The sequence below is a fragment of the Streptococcus sp. A25 genome, assembly GCF_043674095.1.
Classification (GTDB): Bacteria; Bacillota; Bacilli; order Lactobacillales; family Streptococcaceae; genus Streptococcus; species Streptococcus suis_V.
In genome coordinates, this window is the sequence record NZ_JBIMJO010000008.1 from 18,997 (window position 1) to 38,012 (window position 19,016).

A 19,016-nucleotide genomic window follows, 5' to 3' on the forward strand; every position below is an offset into this window, starting at 1 on the left:
ATATGGCAGGTTCTCTCAATGAAATCAAGTCAAAAATTACATCAACTAAGAAAACCAGTCAAATCACAGGTGCCATGCAGATGGTTTCGGCCTCAAAATTAGCTAAGTCAGAGCAACTAGCCCAATCCTTCCAGATTTACGCTAGCAAGGTTCGTCAGATTACAACAGACTTGTTGCATGGTGAATTGGTTGCATCTGATACTAGCCACCCTATGTTGCTCCGCCGTCCGATTCAAAAATCAGGCTATATCGTCATTACATCCGATAGTGGCCTCAAAGGATCTTATAATTCTAGTATCCTGAAGGCTGTTATGGGTATGATTGATCAAGACCATGACTCACCGGATGAGTATGCCATTATTGCTATCGGCAGTATGGGTGCGGATTTTTTCCGTGCGCGTGGTATCAATCCTGTCTTTGAATTGCGGGGAATTGCTGATAATCCTAGTTTTGAAGAAGTTCAAAAAATCATTTCCAAGTCTGTTGAAATGTACAAAAATGAACTGTTTGATGAATTGTATGTTTGTTACAACCACCATGTCAATAGCTTGACCAGTCAGGTTCGTGTGCAGCAGATGTTGCCAGTAGAAGATTTGGACTATCATGAAACAGATGGTTACACAGCTACCTTTGAGTTAGAGCCAAATCGTGAAGTGATTTTGGAACAGCTCCTGACCCAGTATGCAGAATCAACCATTTATGGTGCTATTTTGGATGCTAAGACGGCTGAGAATGCGGCTGGTATGACAGCCATGCAAACTGCGACAGATAATGCAAAAAATGTCATCAATGATTTGACCATTCAATACAACAGGGCTCGTCAGGCTGCAATCACGCAAGAAATTACAGAGATTGTAGCAGGCGCATCAGCCCTTTAGTAGTTTTACTCGGACAAATCAAATTTCAGTAGACGACTAGATAGGAACCTAGTTTGAGTTTGATTGATTTGGGTAAAGAATAGAAATAGAGGAAATAAGATGAGTTCAGGCAAAATTACTCAGGTTGTCGGACCCGTTGTAGACGTTGCGTTTGCAGCTGAGGACAAACTACCTGAGATTAACAACGCACTGGTTGTATATAAAAATGATGACTCCAAACAGAAAGTTGTGCTTGAAGTTGCTTTGGAGTTGGGCGATGGTGTTGTTCGGACTATCGCTATGGAGTCGACAGATGGTTTGACTCGTGGTATGGAAGTCTTGGACACCGGTCGTCCCATTTCTGTGCCAGTTGGTAAGGAAACCTTGGGTCGTGTTTTCAACGTTCTTGGTGATACCATTGATTTGGATGAGCCTTTTGCAGAAGATGCAGAACGTGAACCGATTCATAAGAAGGCACCAACCTTTGATGAATTGTCTACATCCAATGAAATCTTAGAGACAGGTATCAAGGTTATTGACCTCTTGGCTCCTTATTTGAAAGGTGGTAAGGTCGGTCTCTTCGGTGGTGCCGGGGTTGGTAAGACAGTTCTTATCCAAGAATTGATCCACAACATCGCCCAGGAACACGGTGGTATCTCTGTATTTACCGGAGTTGGCGAACGGACCCGTGAGGGAAATGACCTTTACTGGGAAATGAAAGAGTCTGGCGTTATTGAAAAAACAGCCATGGTCTTTGGTCAGATGAATGAGCCACCTGGTGCGCGGATGCGTGTCGCTCTGACTGGTTTGACCATTGCGGAATACTTCCGTGATGTTGAAGGTCAGGATGTTCTCTTGTTCATCGACAACATTTTCCGTTTCACGCAGGCAGGTTCAGAAGTTTCGGCCCTTCTCGGTCGGATGCCGTCTGCCGTTGGTTATCAACCAACTTTGGCGACAGAAATGGGTCAATTGCAGGAACGGATTACGTCAACGAAGAAAGGTTCAGTTACTTCTATCCAGGCGATTTACGTACCAGCTGATGACTATACGGATCCGGCTCCAGCAACAGCCTTTGCCCACTTGGATTCGACAACTAACTTGGAGCGTAAATTGACCCAATTGGGTATCTATCCAGCCGTTGATCCATTGGCATCGTCATCTCGTGCCCTGGCTCCTGAAGTTGTAGGAGAAGAGCACTATCAGGTAGCAATGGAAGTCAAACGTGTCCTACAACGCTACCAGGAATTGCAAGATATCATTGCCATTCTCGGTATGGATGAATTGTCAGATGAGGAGAAGACCTTGGTTGGTCGCGCTCGTCGTATCCAATTCTTCCTATCACAAAACTTCAACGTTGCCGAGCAGTTTACTGGCATGCCAGGTTCTTATGTACCGGTTGAGGAGACTGTCAAGGGCTTCAAGGAAATCTTGGATGGTAAACATGACCATTTGCCAGAAGATGCCTTCCGAAATGTTGGTTCCATTGAAGATGTCGTTGCCAAGGCTGCTAAAATGAGATTTTAGAGGTGGCTTATGGAACAAATGACTGTTCAAATCGTGACACCTGATGGTATCAAGTATGACCACCATGCTGCTTTTATTCTGGTTAAAACTCCTGAAGGAGAAATGGGTATCTACCCTGGCCACGAAGAACTGATTGCTGTACTGGAAATTGATGAAATCAAGGTTCGTCGTATTGACGATGAAAACCACGTTGACTGGATTGCTGTCAACGGTGGTATTATCGAGGTAAATAAAAACCAGATTACGGTCGTTTCGGATTCTGCTGAGCGGGAGCGGGACATTGATATTAGTCGGGCTGAACGGGCTAAATTGCGGGCCGAGCGTGAATTGCAAGAAGCGCAGACGACCCAAAATGCTGACTTGGAGAAACGGGCGACCGTTGCCCTCCAACGGGCTATCAACCGTATCCGTGTAGGGAAACACTAATAATAACTAGGAGACTGGACTTAAGTGGCTCTTTGTCAACTGTAGTGGGTAGATGAAAAGCTAACACCTAGAGAGGACGAAATTCGTTCTCTCATTTTTGATGTTTAAAGCAATATATATCTTGTTTTTAAAGTTCGTAAAGTTCCTAAATCCGAATGCTTGCCTCTTAATGTCTTTGATGAGTTTATTGGTCGCTTCCAGTTTAGCGTTGGAATATGGAAGCTCCATGGCGTTCGTGATGTAAGTTTTATATTTTAGAAATGTCTTAAAAACAGTCCTAAAGGTTGAATTGACAAGATTCAGGTTGTCCTCTAGAAGTTCGAAGAAATGTTTCGAGTTCTTCTCTTGGAAATGGAAGAGAAGGACCTGGTAGAGTTCGTAATAGAATTTCAGTTCCACAGAGAAATTCAATGTCTTCTGGACAACCTCTTTCGGTGTTACTGTTTGCCCGAAAGTGCGAGAAAAGAAGCGATTCAGAGACAGTTTACGACTATCTTTTTGGAGAATACGCCAGTGATTTTTCATGGATCGATAAGGTAGGGAACGCGTATCGAAAGTCTTCATAATATCAATTCTAGTCGTCATCATAGCACGGCTCAGGTGTTGGATAATGTGAAATCTATCAAGAACAATTTTCGCATTTGGAAATAACTGTTTGATGATAGGAATATAGCTACCCGACATGTCCACTGTTACGACCTCGACAGTTTCTCTGACCGCCCTAGGATACTTGTAGAAATAGTTCTTGATGGTGGTTTGGCGGTTGTTGTCAAGAATGGTCACAATCGATCTCGTCTCAAAATCCTGAGCAATAAAGGCGAGTTTTCCCTTGTTCCGACTAAATTCATCCCAGCTCAAGACTTTTGGTAATGTCATAAAATCATGCTCAAATTGAAATTGAGCCAGTTTCCTCTGGACAACTGACACGGAGATATGTAGTCTCCTAGCGATGGCTATATTGGTCATGTTTTCTGTATGGAGTTGTGTGATTTTCTCCCAAATAGGTTGGGAAATCTGACAGTTTTTCTTGACTAGAGGTGTCTCAGATACAGTCACTTTTTGGCAAGATTTGCATTGAAACCGTCGTTTCTTAAGCAAGAGGAGGGTCGGAAAGCCCTGACAATCCAAAATCGGAATCTTTGACGACTTTTGAAAATCGTACTTGATACACTTCCCTTGGCAATGAGGACAGCTAGGGCTGTCATAATCCAGCCTTGCTCGAATTTCCAGATGGGTCTGATGTTTTAAAACGAAGAGAATTTTGATGTTTTTGTCTTTGATTCCGATTAGTTCTGTGGTATGATGAAGTAGTTCCATATGAGTCTTTCTAATGTGAGTGTGGTTGCTTTTCATTATAGGTCATATGGGATTTTTTGTATACACTCAAAAAGGCTACATAATCTCTACAGTGGATTTACCCACTACAGAAATTATAGAGCCACTTAAGTTCGGTCTCTTTCCTTTTTTCGTGGTATAATGGAAACATGGTGACATCAATTTTACAATTATTAAGTCATATACTTTTTATCTATTTGGCCCATCATCTTCTGGTGACAACCGTTGATTGGGCACGTTGGCTCAAGGTGACAGGAGACAATCAGCCAAAAATTAACTTGCTGATTTTATTTCTTGCAATTGCCCTGGGCTACCTGGTATCGACCTTCTTCCTGGAGTTAGTAATCATAGGTCGGTCTTTCAGTACGAATTTTGCATAAAGTAGAGGAATTTCATGGATAAAATTATTGTTCGAGGTCAGAAAGCTGCTCTCAAGGGTCAGGTTGAAATCGAAGGGGCTAAAAATGCAGTCTTGCCACTCTTGGCTGCTACTGTTTTAGCAAAAAATGGTCAATCTCGTTTTACCCAGGTACCGATTTTGTCTGATGTTTATACCATGAATAATGTGGTTCGTGGTCTCGGTGTTCGTGTTAAGTTTGATGAGGAGACTAAGACGGTCGATATTGATGCGACCGGTAAGTTGAGCTCAGAAACCCCTTACAAATACGTCAGTCAGATGCGGGCTTCGATTGTTATTTTGGGCCCAATTTTAGCGCGAAATGGCTATGCCAAGGTGTCTATGCCTGGTGGCTGCACCATTGGTAGCCGGCCGATTGACTTGCATCTCAAGGGTTTGCAGGCCATGGGCGCAAAAATCAAGCAACGAGCTGGTTATATCGAGGCGACAGCTGAGCGTTTGCAGGGGACAACGATTTACCTTGATTTCCCAAGTGTCGGCGCTACTCAAAACCTGATGATGGCTGCTACTCTAGCCAATGGAACGACTGTCTTGGAAAATGCTGCGAGAGAGCCAGAAATCGTTGACTTGGCTAACTTCCTCAATAAGATGGGGGCTAAGGTCAAGGGAGCTGGTACGGAAACGGTGACCATTCACGGTGTGGAGGAATTGACTGGTGCAGAGCATCCTGTTGTTCAGGACCGTATTGAGGCAGGTACCTTTATGGTGGCTGCTGCTATGACTGGTGGTGATGTCCTGGTCAAAGACGCCGTCTGGGAGCACAATCGACCCCTTATTTCTAAAATGCTTGAAATGGGTGTGGAAGTGACAGAAGAGGATGCAGGTATTCGTGTGCGTTCGCAAGTTGAACAACTCAAGCCTGTGACGGTCAAAACCATGCCACATCCAGGATTTCCTACGGACATGCAGGCTCAATTTACGGCTTTGATGGCCGTTGCCAAAGGTGAGTCAACCATGATTGAGACTATTTTTGAAAATCGTTTCCAGCACCTGGAAGAAATGCGCCGGATGGACGTTGTTTCAGAAATCTTGCGAGATACAGCGATTATCACTGGTGGTCAGCCAATTCAAGGTGCTGAAGTTATGTCGACTGATTTGCGGGCCAGTGCTGCTCTGATTCTAGCTGGACTTGTTGCTGAAGGTGAAACTATTGTTGGCCGTCTCAGTCATCTGGACAGGGGCTACTATCGTTTCCATGAGAAATTAGCTAGATTGGGAGCAGATATTGAGCGCGTGAGTGGAGAAGTAGAAAATGGATAAAGAACAGTTTGGGTATATCAAAAAACAATTATTGATTGTCTTGCTGGTCATCTTGGCCATGTTCCTTCTGTTTGCAGTGGGCTTGATGATTGGCTATGGCGTCATTGGTGATGGTGACAATATTTGGTCTGTCCTTTCGCCTGAAAAATGGCAGGAATTGATTAATAAATTTACAGGGAAGTAGGGTAGCCTACTTTCTTTTTGGAGAAATGATGAATAATAAAACGAAAAAACAGGCGACTAGTTTGCTGAGCCTGCTGGTGACTATTTTGGTGGTCGGCGGAGGTTACTTTTTTAATCAGCCGTCATCTACAAGTCAGGATTTGTCCTACTATGTCAATCAGTCCAGTGCAAGTCAATCAACACCCGACAAGGAGTTGGCGTCCAGTGTATTGACGGATGAGGCCAAGAAACAACTGGGTGGCTCTATCCAATGGAATGGGGGCGGTGCCTTCATTATCAATAATAATAAAACCAACTTGGATGCGTCAGTTTCCAGTATACCTTATGCGGATAATAAGACCAAGCGGGTACAGGGCGAGGAGATTCCAACTGTCGCTAATGCCCTCATGGCTAAATCTACGCGTCAGTACAAGGACCGTGATCAGACAGGCCAAGGGCGAACCTCCTGGACGCCGGCTGGCTGGCATCAGATTCATGATTTGCCAGGAGAATACGACCATGCGGTGGACCGTGGGCACTTGCTGGGCTATGCCTTGATTGGTGGCTTAGACGGATTTGACGCCTCAACCAGCAATCCCAAGAATATTGCCACTCAAACGGCCTGGTCCAATCAGGCTTATGAGGATTATTCTACTGGGCAAAACTACTATGAAACAAAAGTCCGCCGGGCCTTGGACAAGAACAAACGTGTCCGCTACCGTGTCACACTGATCTATGCGGATGATGATGACCTGATTGCTCTAGGAAGTCACCTGGAGGCTAAATCGTCAGACGGTAGCCTGGAATTCAACGTCTTTGTGCCAAATGTTCAGAGTGGATTGAGTATTAACTACCATAGTGGGGAAATCCATCTTAACTAGGGTAGGAGTTATCAGATGAATTAAGAGTTAAAAAACAGAATATATCAGACGATTTTTGCGATAAATCGTCTTTTTTTAATAAAAATTAAAATTTTTTACAAAAACTGTTGACAAATCATCAGATGAATATTAGAATATAGTTAAAGAAAACGCTTACGATTTTATCGTAGAAAAATTTAGGAGGACTTTCCGATGGAAAAACATGTTGAGCAACGTGTCGAAGACGTTACTTATAACAAGGCTAAATTATGGCAGATTATATTGTTTGCGATGAATAATTCGTCGACCAATATCTACTTAGTTGCCTTCACTTTTGTGACTTATTTATCGACTGGGGTACTTGGTTTAGCGGCGCTATTTGTTAGTCAGCTCATGGGATATATTCGTATCTTCGATGGATTTATTGATCCATCAATTGGTGTTCTTATTGACAAGACTGATACAAAGTTTGGTAAGTACCGTCCAATCTTAGTTTTAGGGAATATTATCACAGCTTCCTCACTCTTTATGATGTTAGGCTTGAGTGGTGTTAGTGAAAGTTTGCGTCTACCTTTATTCCTAGTTGTTTTAATTATCCATAAAATTGGTTATTCATTGCAACAGACGATTACAAAAGCAGGACAAGTAGCGCTTACCAATGATCCAAAACAACGTCCGATTTTTAACATTGTTGATGGTATCGCCACAACTGTGTTGATGACTGGTAGCCAAGTGGTCGTGTCAGGAACCTTGGTTCCAAAACATGGTGGGTTTACCCCGGGATTCTTCCAAGAGTTATTCCTTGGTGTAGTCATTATTTCAGCTGTTCTTGGTATTCTTGCTATTATCGGTATTTGGGAAAAAGACAATAAGAAATACTTTGGTCTTGGTGAGAAGACACAAGAAACGAAGTTGAAAGATTACTGGAAAGTCATCAAAGGAAACAAACCTTTGCAGGTTCTTTCAATTTCTGCAGCCTTTGTAAAATTTGTTGCTCAACTGTTTGGAGATTCCGTTATCGGGGTTATGCTGTATGGTATTATCTTCGGTGACTATGCTCTTTCTGGAAAAATGTCTATGCTGTTGATTTTGCCAGGTATTCTCGTAACAGTAGGTGCTGCGCAATTGGCTCGTCGCAAAGGTTTGCGTTTTGCATATGTAACCGCATTGCAATTAGGTATTACAGGACTCATCATTCTAGCAGTTATGCTTCTTTCTGCTAAACCAGGAATGTTAGATCTGTCAAATTGGAATCTCTATACAATCGGTTTCTTTGTTGTTTATATCATTGCTCGCTACGCATCTAGTGCTCCATCTGGTTTGGTATTGACAATGGGTGCGGATATTACAGACTATGAAACATCAGTATCTGGTCGTTACTTGTCAGGAATGATTGGCACTATCTTCTCATTGACGGACTCAATTGCTTCTTCATTTGCTCCGATGGTGGTTGGTTTTGTATTAGCGGCGATTGGATTTGGCAAAGAATACCCAACTGTTGAAACTGCCTTCTCTACAGATTTGAGAATGGCCTTGATTGTCCTGTTGACAGTGATTCCAGCAGCGGTATTGAGCGTATCCTTGTTCTTGATGAAATTCTACAAACTTGATCGGGAAGAAATGGCTCGTATTCAAGAGAAAATCCATGTTATGAAAGCGGCTACAGATGAAGAACGTGTGCGTGCAATCGCGAAAAATGTTCCATTATCTGATATGGATTATGTAGATGTTACTCAATATAAGGTTGACCAATACGACGATAAATAATACAATAACGACCTAGCTGGAGGATTCCAGCTGGGTCTTTCGTCTAGGAGGCAGTATGAAGAAAATTTTGGCTTTTGGGGAAGTTTTATTGCGCCTATCACCTCCACATTATCAAACCTTGACACAGGCATCTAGTTTAGAATGTCAATTTGGTGGCTCAGAGTTGAATGTCTTGGCCAGCTTGGCTCAGCTTGGTCATTCAGTTGAGTTGGTGACGGCACTTCCGGAAAATGAAGTTGGGAAAATGGCAGAACACTTTCTCTTTGCACGGCAGATTGGACAGAAGCATCTGATTCGGAAAAAAGGAAGGCTTGGACTTTATTACTACCAAAAAGGTTTTTCGCTCAGGCCCAGTCAGGTGACCTACGACCGTGATTATTCTGCCTTTAGCTTATCCAGGGAAGAAGAGTATGATTTGGAAGGCATGTTTGACGGTGTCGATTGGTTTCATTTCAGTGGTATAACGGTCGCTTTGAATCCAGATATTTATCGCCTAGCTTTTCGCTTAATGGAGATAGCAAAGGCGCAGGGTGTCAAGGTTTCCTTTGACTTGAATTATCGCGAAAGTTTGTGGTCTTCTTTTGAAGAAGCAAGGGAAAAACTATCTCCCTTTGTGCAATTGGCGGATATCTGCTTTGGCCTAGAGCCTATTCAACTTTTAAATGAATCTGGAAAAGATTTGAAGGATGAATTGGGACTAGAACGTCCTTATGAAGATAAGGATACCTTGCTGAAGGTTGTTAAAGGATTAGCAGAGAACTATTCTTTGCAGGGTCTTGCTTTTACCCAGAGGGAAATGACCTACAATAATGAATATTTGCTGAAAGCATACTTGTATCAAGATGGTATTCTTTATGAAACGGAAAAAGAATCCATTCAAGTTTTGGACCGAGTTGGGACAGGGGATGCCTTTACAGCAGGAATTATTTTGGGCTATTTGCAAGAAAAAACACCACAGGAAATAGTCGACTTGGGGATGGCTAGTTTTCAATTCAAACATACCATTGAAGGGGACATTAATGTCATCAGTCAATCAGATATTGATTTGCTATTGAAAAAAGGTTCACGTGAAATAAAACGATAGAAAGAAGGAAAAAGTATGTTGTATCCAATCCAAACAAAAACACGCTCAGTCTATTCCTTAAATGGAATATGGAAATTTAAGCAAGGGAACAATGATGTTCATACTCTGTTAGATACAGATGAAGTGATGGTTGTACCGAGTTCTTTCAATGATGTTGTTGTCGATAAGGCAAAGCGTCGTTTTGTCGGTGATAATTGGTATGAACTGATGGTAGCTCTTCCAGTAGTAGCTGATGATGAAGAGTTAGTTGTACGCTTTGGTTCGGTGACACATCAGGCCAAAGTCTATGCAGATGGTCAGCTAATCGGGGAGCACAAGGGCGGTTTTACCCCTTTTGAATGCTTGGTTCCATCAGACTTATACGATGCTGATCAATTCCGTTTGACAGTTTGTGCTAATAATGAACTAAATTATACAACCCTCCCAGTAGGGAATTATAGTGAAGAAGTGGATGAGAATGGTCAAATTGTGAAGACCGTCAAGGAAAATTTTGACTTTTTCAACTATGCTGGTATCCAGCGGACGGTTCATCTCTATAAACGTCCCAAAAATAGAATTGAGGATATTGTTATTCGGACGGAGCTAAATCAAGATTTGACTCAGGCAGTAGTACATGTTGATGTGAAAGCAGTTGGTCACTATGATTCAATTTGTATTCATATTATAGATCAAGAGGGACAGGAACTAGGTCTTCTTGAAAATGGGCAAATGGTCATTGAACATCCACGCCTTTGGGAGGTCTTGGATGCCTATCTCTATACTGCTAAAGTTGAATTAGTTGACGGAGAAAACTTGCTCGATACCTACTCAGAACAATTCGGTATTCGTAGTGTTGCGGTTGAAAATGGGCAATTTTTCATCAACGGAAAACCGTTCTATTTCAAGGGATTTGGTAAGCATGAAGATACTTTCATCAATGGTCGTGGTTTCAATGAAGCAGCCAATCTGATGGATTTGAATTTGCTTAAAGATATTGGAGCAAATTCCTTTAGAACATCGCATTATCCTTATTCAGAGGAGATGATGAGACTGGCTGACCGTTTGGGTATCGTTATCATTGATGAAGTGCCAGCAGTTGGTCTGTTCCAGCTTTTCAATGCAGCCTTGAATTTGACAGGTGATTCTGAAGAAGTAAAAAATACTTGGGAAGTTATGCAAACCAAGGAGGCTCATGAGCTGGTGATTGATGAATTGATAGCTCGTGACAAAAATCATCCATCCGTAGTGATGTGGGTCGTCGCCAATGAGCCAGCAGGGCATGAAAAAGGCGCGCGTGCTTACTTTGAACCTTTGATTCAGCGCATGAGGGACAGAGATCCTTCTAAGCGTCCTGTGACCTTGGTCAATATTATGACAGCAACGCCTGATAAGGATGAGGTTATGGATTTGGTTGATGTTGTCTGTCTCAATCGTTACTATGGTTGGTATGTTGAACATGGTGACTTGAAGGCAGCAGAAAAGGGCTTGAGACAGGAATTAGAGACCTGGCAAGGACTTTATCCAGACAAGCCAATTTTGATTACGGAATATGGTGCAGATACTCTTCCAGGTTTGCATTCGATGTGGGATATTCCTTATACAGAGGAATTTCAGGTGGATTACTATGATATGAACCATCGCGTCTTTGATTCTATTCCTAATTTAGTTGGTGAGCAGGTATGGAATTTTGCAGATTTTGAAACTACAGTTGGTATCATTCGCATACAAGGAAACCATAAAGGATTATTCTCAAGAAATCGACAACCCAAGCAAATTGTAAGAGAAATTAAGAAACGTTGGACTGCCATTCCGAACTACCATTATAAGAAGAATTAGGCTATAATAGGGGTAGATAGAAAGTCAGATTGAAGGAGTTACATATGGCAAGACCCTTGGTAGAAAAAACATCAGAACGCTTATTGGAATTGATTTTGGAAAGAGGATATGAAGTTGGAGACAAGCTTCCGAATGAATATGAATTGGCCCAAGATTTAGAAGTTGGACGTTCGACTGTTCGTGAAGCTGTTCGAAGTTTGGCTACTCGAAATATTCTGGAGGTGCGCCAAGGGTCGGGAACCTATATCAGCTCCAAAAAGGGAGTATCAGAGGATCCTTTAGGTTTTTCTTTGGTCAGAGACCGTGTGAAGTTGACGACAGATTTGTTTGAAGTGCGGTATTTGCTTGAACCGAGAATTGCGGAGCGTGTTGCACAGTTTGCCTCGGACGAAGATATTGCTCGACTAGAAGAAATTGTCCTTGCTATTGAAGAGGCGGTAGCTGCTGGAGATTCGAAGCATCTGGAATTGGATGTACAATTCCACTGTATGTTAGCTGAGATGAGTGGGAATCTGGCAATGACAAGTCTCATGCCTGTCATTAACCAGTCTATCCATCTAATCAATGAAAATTATTCAAATCGTCAGATGAAAACAGATAGTTTACAGGCCCATAGGAATATCTTAATGGCTATCAAACAACGTCATCCTGTTGCAGCATATGATAGCATGCTAGCACATATTATAGCAGTAAGACAGGTTGTATTGAGTGAGTGGTTTGGTAAAGATATGACCATGCAGGGTCTCAATGATCATAAATAGAAACACAAAATAGACTGCCCAGAATAATTTTCTGGGTATTTTTTGCATTTTTCTTGACAAATCATCTGATGAATTGTATACTATAGCTATAAATGACAACGCTTTCTAATTGGAGGTCAAGATGTTAAAGCAATTAAAAGAAAATTACTTTTTCGCAGTAATTCGTGGAAAAGATGAAGAAGATGCGAAAGAAATCGCTCGCCATGCGATTTTGGGAGGTATTCGAAATATTGAGATTACATTTTCGACTCCAAATGCAGCGACAGTTATCAAAGAATTACAAGAGGAGTTCTCAGACGATTCTTCCGTAGTCATCGGTGCAGGAACTGTAATGAATCTTAAGTTGGCACAAGCGGCCATTGATGCTGGTGCTAGTTTCCTGGTTAGTCCTCATTTTGATAGGGAAATTCAAGACTTGGCGAAAAAGGTTGGAGTGCTATACTTCCCAGGCTGTGCAACTGCAACAGAGATTGTCACAGCCAGCCAGGCGGGATGTCCCATTATCAAGCTTTTCCCTGGCGGTGTGTTGGGACCTGGATTTATCAAGGATATTCACGGACCTATGCCTGAAGTGGATTTGATGCCTTCAGGTGGCGTATCAGTTGATAATGTTGCAGATTGGAAAAAAGCCGGTGCATGTGCTGTTGGAGTAGGTTCGGCTTTGGCAAGTCGAGTACAGGCTGAAGGCTATGAAAGTGTAACGACGATTGCTCGCAGTTTTGTTGCAGCTTTGGAGGGATGAAATGAGTTTTAATGACAAAAACTTTATGCTAAAAAATGAGCCTGCAAAGGAACTTTACGGGAAAATAGCAGAGCTTCCTATCTATGATTTCCATTGCCACCTTGATCCGAAGGAAATTTTTGAAGATAAGGTCTATGAAGATATTATTGATCTGTGGTTGGGGGGTGACCATTATAAGTGGCGCTTGATGCGGGCTAATGGTATCTCAGAAGAAGAAATCACAGGTTCAGCAAGTAAACTAGATAAGTTTAAGGCCTGGGCAAGAACCTTGGAACGGGCTTTCGGAAATCCTCTCTATCATTGGAGTCATTTGGAATTGCGCCAGGTTTTCGGTGTTGAGGAATTGTTGACCGCAGAAAATGCAGAGCGACTCTATCATCAGCTCAATGCTTATTTGCAAGAACATCAAGTTAGTCCACGTAAGCTGATTGCGGATGCTAGGGTGACCTTTATTGGGACTACTGACCATCCATTAGATACACTAGAATGGCATAAGCGCTTGGCTGAGGACTCTACCATAGATACTGTAGTGGCACCGACTTTCCGCCCTGATGAAGCCTTTATCGAGCATCGAAATTTCAATCCATTTATGAAACGCTTGGAGGAAGTAACAGGGGTAGCAGTAAGAGACTTTGCAAGTTTTGTAGAGGCACTAGGTCAGCGAGTTTCCTATTTTGCTCAACATGGTTGCCGAGCAAGTGACATCAGTTTTACGACTATTTCCTATGAAGAGGCTACCCTCGAAGAGTTGGATGAAATTTTACTAGCAAGACTTGCAGGTAAAGAAGCTGGTCAATCCAGTATCAATAAATGGCAGACTGCTATCTTTAGAGAATTGTGCAGATTGTACAAGAAACATGGCTTTGTGACGCAAGTTCACTTTGGTGCCTTACGGAATAACCATACAGGACTGTTTGAAAAACTTGGAGCAGATGTAGGTGTGGATTCGATTGGAGACCAGACATGTCTGACTGTGAATTTGAATCGTTTGTTAGATAACTTGGTCAAGGAAAATGCCTTTCCAAAAATGATTTGGTACAATCTCAATCCAAGTTACAACATTGCTTTGGCCAATACTTTGGCGAATTTCCAGTCCAATGAGGAAGGGCTTCGTAGTCAGCTACAATTTGGTGCTGGTTGGTGGTTCAATGATACCAAGTTGGGCATGATTGACCAGATGAATGCCTATGCAGAACAGGGCATGCTTGCTAATTTTGTTGGTATGTTGACAGATTCGCGTAGCTTTTTATCTTATCAACGGCATGATTATTTCAGACGCATTTTAGCGACCTATGTTGGCCAATGGATTGTTGATGAAGAAGTGCCTGAAGATTACAATCGTTTAGGCCAGTTTGTAGAAGCCATATCCTATTACAATGCCAAAGAATTTTTTGAACAATAAAGGAGAGTAAATCATGAAAATGTCATTTCGATGGTACGGGAAAAAAGATCCTGTGACACTGGAAGAGATTAAAGCAATCCCTGGTATGCAGGGAATCGTAACGGCAGTCTACGATGTACCAGTTGGTCAAGCTTGGCCACTAGAAAACATTCTAGAACTGAAAAAAATGGTCGAAGAGGCAGGACTTGAAATTACGGTTATCGAATCCATACCTGTCCATGAAGACATCAAACAAGGGAAGCCAAATCGTGATGAGTTAATCGAAAACTATAAAACTTCCATCCGTAATGTCGGGGCTGCAGGTATTCCAGTTGTATGCTATAATTTCATGCCTGTGTTTGACTGGACCCGTTCAGACTTGCACCACCCACTTCCAGATGGCTCAACCTCTTTAGCTTTCCTTAAATCTGATTTGGCTGGTGTTGATCCTGTGGCGGATGATTTGAATTTACCTGGTTGGGACTCGTCCTATTCCAAGGAAGAAATGAAGGCTATTATCGAAAATTATCGTCAGAATATCTCTGAAGAAGATTTATGGGCGAATTTGGAGTATTTTATCAAAGCGATTATACCAACGGCTGAGGAGGCTGGCGTCAAAATGGCCATTCACCCTGATGACCCTCCGTATGGAATTTTCGGATTACCTCGTATCATCACTGGTCAAGAAGCCGTTGAACGATTTTTGAATCTCTATGATTCAGAACACAATGGAATTACCATGTGTGTAGGATCCTATGCTTCTGATCCGAAAAATGATGTCCTTGCCATGACGGAATATGCTCTCAAACGCAATCGCATCAATTTTATGCATACGCGCAATGTGACGGCAGGTGCTTGGGGCTTCCAAGAAACAGCACATCTGTCACAGGCTGGTGACATTGATATGAATGCTGTTGTTAAATTATTGGTGGACTATGACTGGGCTGGAGCCTTACGTCCAGACCACGGTCGTCGTATCTGGGGAGACCAGACCAAGACACCTGGTTATGGTCTGTATGACCGAGCCCTTGGGGCAACCTACTTTAACGGTCTCTATGAAGCCAATATGCGAGCAGCAGGCAAGACACCAGATTTTGGAATTAAAGTAAAAACAGTTGGAAATAAGGAGAGCTAATATGTCACGTGTTATTGAATTTAAGGACAAGGTTGTTGTTATTACAGGTGCAGGAGGCGTTCTTTGTGGCTATTTGGCAAAAGAATTTGCTAAGGCTGGTGCAAAGGTTGCGCTTTTGGACTTAAATGAAGCTGCGGCTCAGGTCTTCGTTGATGAGATTGCAGTAGCAGGAGGCGTAGCAAAAGCCTATAAGTCAAACGTTCTTTCTAAGGAAAATTTGGAAGAAGTCCGCCAGCAAGTCCTAGCAGATTTTGGACCAGTAGATATTTTAATCAATGGTGCTGGAGGCAATAATCCCAAAGCGACAACGGACAATGAATTCCATGAGATTGGACTACCAGCTGATACCAAAACTTTCTTCGACTTGGATGAGGCAGGTATCAACTTTGTATTCAATTTGAATTATCTAGGAACCTTATTGCCAACACAGGTCTTTGCACAGGATATGATCGGTCGCTCGGGAGCAAATATTATCAATATTTCCAGCATGAATGCCTTTACTCCTTTGACAAAAATTCCAGCCTATTCAGGTGCCAAGGCTGCTATTAGTAATTTTACCCAATGGTTAGCAGTCCATTTTTCAAAAGTTGGCATCCGTTGTAATGCGATTGCGCCTGGATTCTTGGTTACCAACCAAAACCGTGGTTTGCTGTTTGACGAGTCGGGTCAACCGACCGCACGTGCCAACAAGATTTTGACCAATACACCAATGGGGCGGTTTGGTGAAGCGGAAGAGCTAGTCGGCGGAGTCTTCTTCTTGGCAGACGAGAATTTGGCAAGTTTTGTCAACGGTGTTGTTTTACCGATTGATGGTGGCTTCTCAGCCTATTCAGGAGTCTGATGATGAAAACGGATTACGTATTTTGTGTGGACTCTGATGGCTGCGCCATGGACACCATGACCTACAAACATAAACTCTTTTTCGGCCCCTTGGCTGCGGAAGTTTTTGGTGTTGAAGATAAAGAACCGTTTTTAGCTGAATGGAATCGAGTTAATCTCTACTCTCGAGAACGTGGCATTAACCGTTTTGTAGGCTTAGTTAAAGGCCTAGATTTTGCAGGTGTGACTGGTATAGACAACTTGAAAAATTGGGTTGCTACAACAGATTCTTTGTCAAATGCTTCTCTGGAAAGATTGATAGAGGAGCAGCCATCAAAAGACTTGGAATTAGCTTTAGAATGGTCCAATCAAGTCAATCAAGCCATTAAGAAGTATAGTGGACCAGTTTTAGCCTTCATCGGCGTTCACAAGGGCTTGGAAAAATTGAGCCAGTTAGGAAAAGTCTACGTAGTTTCTTCTGCTAATAAGGAAGCGGTAGAAGAAGAGTGGACAGACCAGGGTTTGATGGACTTTGTTACAGAATTGTACTGTCAAGACCGTGGCAAGAAAGAAGATGTCATCAAACTGTTAATAGAGGAAGGGTATTGTCCTGAGCAGATTATGATGATTGGTGACTCGCCAGGTGATTTGAAGGCGGCGAAACTCAATAATGTTCACTTCTATCCTATTTTAGTAGGACAAGAGATGCAATCTTGGGCGGATTTGACAGAAACGATTGCAGATGAATTTGTTCATCAATTATTCACAGATGAGAAAGAAACAGAATTGATACAGGCATTTTGGAATAATTTAGACGACTAGAGAAGGGCTAGAGGCGCTATGCCCTCTAGCTTTTTTGGAGGCAAACATGACACATTTAGTAGATTTACGGAAGAAACCTTACAGCCTTGATGATGAGGCAATTTCTTGGATTGAAGAAACCATTGCTCAGATGACCTTGGATGAAAAAATCGGTCACCTCTTTGTCAATATGGGGAGCCAGCGGACGGAAGACTATCTGACTGGAGTATTAAATGATTATAAGATTGCTGCTGTTCGTTACAATCCTGGCCCTGCTGCAGATATTTGGGAGCAAAACTATATTTTGCAGACCAAGTCTAAGATTCCCCTTTTGATTGCAGCCAATACCGAATCTGGTGGGAATGGCGCCGTTACGGACGGAACGAAAATTGGGGATGAAATCAAGATTGCTGCGACAACCGATCTCCGCTATGCTTATGAAATGGGGAAAGTTGCAGGACTTGAAGCAGCTGCAGTAGGTTGCAATGCCTCCTTTGCACCGATTATGGACCTCAGTCGTAATTGGCGCAATCCTATCATTGCAAACCGAACTTGGGGAGCTAATGTAGACCAAGTCATTGAATTATCCAAAGAATACATGCGTGGCATTATGGAGCATGGCATTGTGCCGTTTGCTAAGCATTTCCCAGGCGATGGTATTGATGAACGTGACCATCATCTCTCTTTTGCTTCGAATCCCATGACCAAGTCTGAATGGATGGAAACATTTGGACGGATTTACGGTGAGATGGCTGAAGCAGGTCTTCCAGGTATCATGGCGGGGCACATTCATTTGCCAAATGTTGAGAAAGAAATGCACCCAGAACGTGAATTGGATGACATGTTACCAGCTTCGCTGAATAAAACCCTCTTGGATGAGTTGCTTCGTGGAGAGTTAGGTTATAATGGAGCCATTGTCACGGATGCCAGTCATATGATCGGTATGACAGCTTCTATGTCCCGTCGTGAGCTATTGCCTACAGCTATTGAGGCAGGATGTGATCTTTTCCTTTTCTTCAACGATCCAGAAGAAGATTTGCAATGGATGAAAGAAGGATTGGAAAATGGTCTGCTTTCTGAGGAACGTCTACATGATGCCCTTCGTCGTACCTTGGGTTTGAAAGCTAAACTCGGTCTTCACTTGTTTGAAGGTCGTCGTCAGGAAATCATGGTTCCAAAAGAAGAAGCGCTGGCTTTGATTGGTAGAGATGAGGCGAAACAGCTTGCAAAAGAAGTAGCTGACAAGGCGATTACCCTGGTAAAAGCCAAACAAGAAGGAATTTTCCCAGTCAATCCAGAACGCTACAAACGTATTTTGTTGGTCGAAGTAGATGGCTATAAGGGTGGTTTTGGTGCCATGATCAATGCTGGCAAGAAGAGAGCAGCTGATACGCTGAAAGAACTATTAGAAGCTCGAGGCCACCAAGTATCTATCTGGGAAAATACAGAAGCACGGATTGCCAAATTGCCAGAAGAAGAAAGACCAGCAGCGATTGCAAATGTCTATGCTTCCAAGCGTCCAATTGCCGAAATCACAGATAACTATGATTTGATTATCAATTTAGTTGATGTCAACTCAGGAGGGACAACTCAGCGGATTATTTGGCCAGCTGCCAAGGGAACACCAGACCAGCCTTTCTATGTTCACGAAATTCCAACCATTGTTGTCTCTGTTCAGCACCCGTTCGCACTTGCAGATATGCCACAGGTTGCAACCTATATCAATGCCTACGATGGCTTGCCTGTCACATTAGAAGCCTTGGTTGCCAAACTAGCAGGAGAGTCAGCCTTTACAGGAGTATCACCTGTTGATGCCTACTGTGGCTTGGTAGATACACAGATTTGGCGCGGAAAATAAGGAGGAAA

18 protein-coding genes are annotated in these 19,016 nt (G+C 42.7%); 17 read left to right on the top strand and 1 reads right to left on the bottom strand.

All coding sequences use genetic code 11. The features are described from left to right. Nucleotides 1–2: 2 nt before the first annotated feature. From ACHBID_RS04670 to ACHBID_RS04680, 3 genes are all read left to right on the top strand, one after another. Nucleotides 3–878, top strand: coding sequence for a F0F1 ATP synthase subunit gamma (locus ACHBID_RS04670; protein WP_105111678.1), 876 nt, complete (start codon nt 3–5; stop codon nt 876–878). A gap of 99 nt (nt 879–977) precedes the next feature. Beyond that, nucleotides 978–2,384 carry a F0F1 ATP synthase subunit beta gene (atpD, locus tag ACHBID_RS04675; RefSeq protein WP_105111679.1) on the top strand — a complete coding sequence of 469 codons (1,407 nt, stop codon included), beginning with the start codon at nt 978–980 and terminating at the stop codon, nt 2,382–2,384. Between the two features lie 9 nt (nt 2,385–2,393). Beyond that, nucleotides 2,394–2,810 carry a F0F1 ATP synthase subunit epsilon gene (locus tag ACHBID_RS04680; RefSeq protein ID WP_105111680.1) on the top strand — a complete coding sequence of 139 codons (417 nt, stop codon included), beginning with the start codon at nt 2,394–2,396 and terminating at the stop codon, nt 2,808–2,810. Nucleotides 2,811–2,870: 60 nt separating this feature from the next. Here ACHBID_RS04680 and ACHBID_RS04685 read toward each other — a convergent pair whose 3' ends face one another. Beyond that, nucleotides 2,871–4,127: an ISL3 family transposase gene (locus ACHBID_RS04685; protein ID WP_394734389.1), complete on the bottom strand. Its 1,257-nt coding sequence runs from the start codon at nt 4,125–4,127 to the stop codon at nt 2,871–2,873. A 167-nt stretch (nt 4,128–4,294) separates the two neighbouring features. On the opposite strand from ACHBID_RS04685, the gene ACHBID_RS04690 reads away from it, so the two are divergent. The 14 genes from ACHBID_RS04690 to ACHBID_RS04755 all read left to right on the top strand — a co-directional run bounded on the left by ACHBID_RS04690 (nt 4,295) and on the right by ACHBID_RS04755 (nt 19,008). Then, nucleotides 4,295–4,525, top strand: a complete 231-nt coding sequence (locus ACHBID_RS04690) for a DUF1146 family protein (protein WP_105111681.1) — start codon at nt 4,295–4,297, stop codon at nt 4,523–4,525. A gap of 14 nt (nt 4,526–4,539) precedes the next feature. After that, nucleotides 4,540–5,823 (top strand): UDP-N-acetylglucosamine 1-carboxyvinyltransferase, encoded by a 1,284-nt coding sequence (gene murA / locus ACHBID_RS04695; protein ID WP_105160984.1) that lies wholly within the window; start codon nt 4,540–4,542, stop codon nt 5,821–5,823. Then, entirely contained in the window at nt 5,816–6,007 is a 192-nt protein-coding gene (locus ACHBID_RS04700) for a DNA-directed RNA polymerase subunit beta (RefSeq protein ID WP_105111683.1), read from the top strand. Before murA ends, ACHBID_RS04700 begins: the two co-directional genes overlap by 8 nt. 28 nt (nt 6,008–6,035) lie before the next feature. After that, the gene (locus tag ACHBID_RS04705) at nt 6,036–6,866 is read left to right on the top strand and encodes a DNA/RNA non-specific endonuclease (RefSeq protein ID WP_105160983.1); all 831 of its coding nucleotides are present in this window, start codon (nt 6,036–6,038) and stop codon (nt 6,864–6,866) included. A 192-nt stretch (nt 6,867–7,058) separates the two neighbouring features. Continuing rightward, entirely contained in the window at nt 7,059–8,612 is a 1,554-nt protein-coding gene (locus ACHBID_RS04710; protein ID WP_394731938.1) for an MFS transporter, read from the top strand. A 55-nt stretch (nt 8,613–8,667) separates the two neighbouring features. Next, nucleotides 8,668–9,696 carry a sugar kinase gene (locus ACHBID_RS04715; protein ID WP_105160981.1) on the top strand — a complete coding sequence of 343 codons (1,029 nt, stop codon included), beginning with the start codon at nt 8,668–8,670 and terminating at the stop codon, nt 9,694–9,696. A gap of 15 nt (nt 9,697–9,711) precedes the next feature. After that, nucleotides 9,712–11,511, top strand: a complete 1,800-nt coding sequence (uidA, locus tag ACHBID_RS04720; RefSeq protein ID WP_394731937.1) for a beta-glucuronidase — start codon at nt 9,712–9,714, stop codon at nt 11,509–11,511. A 44-nt stretch (nt 11,512–11,555) separates the two neighbouring features. After that, nucleotides 11,556–12,272, top strand: a complete 717-nt coding sequence (locus ACHBID_RS04725) for a FadR/GntR family transcriptional regulator (protein ID WP_394731936.1) — start codon at nt 11,556–11,558, stop codon at nt 12,270–12,272. 121 nt (nt 12,273–12,393) lie between these two features. Further along, entirely contained in the window at nt 12,394–13,014 is a 621-nt protein-coding gene (locus tag ACHBID_RS04730) for a bifunctional 4-hydroxy-2-oxoglutarate aldolase/2-dehydro-3-deoxy-phosphogluconate aldolase (protein WP_394731935.1), read from the top strand. Nucleotide 13,015: 1 nt separating this feature from the next. Continuing rightward, nucleotides 13,016–14,416, top strand: coding sequence for a glucuronate isomerase (gene uxaC, locus ACHBID_RS04735; protein ID WP_105160977.1), 1,401 nt, complete (start codon nt 13,016–13,018; stop codon nt 14,414–14,416). A 13-nt stretch (nt 14,417–14,429) separates the two neighbouring features. Then, nucleotides 14,430–15,530, top strand: coding sequence for a mannonate dehydratase (locus tag ACHBID_RS04740; RefSeq protein WP_105160976.1), 1,101 nt, complete (start codon nt 14,430–14,432; stop codon nt 15,528–15,530). Between the two features lies 1 nt (nt 15,531). Further along, nucleotides 15,532–16,371 carry an SDR family oxidoreductase gene (locus ACHBID_RS04745; RefSeq protein WP_105160975.1) on the top strand — a complete coding sequence of 280 codons (840 nt, stop codon included), beginning with the start codon at nt 15,532–15,534 and terminating at the stop codon, nt 16,369–16,371. Next, the gene (locus tag ACHBID_RS04750) at nt 16,371–17,171 is read left to right on the top strand and encodes an HAD family hydrolase (protein ID WP_105160974.1); all 801 of its coding nucleotides are present in this window, start codon (nt 16,371–16,373) and stop codon (nt 17,169–17,171) included. Before ACHBID_RS04745 ends, ACHBID_RS04750 begins: the two co-directional genes overlap by 1 nt. A gap of 46 nt (nt 17,172–17,217) precedes the next feature. Beyond that, nucleotides 17,218–19,008, top strand: coding sequence for a glycoside hydrolase family 3 protein (locus ACHBID_RS04755; RefSeq protein ID WP_105160973.1), 1,791 nt, complete (start codon nt 17,218–17,220; stop codon nt 19,006–19,008). The last annotated feature ends 8 nt before the right edge of the window (nt 19,009–19,016 follow it).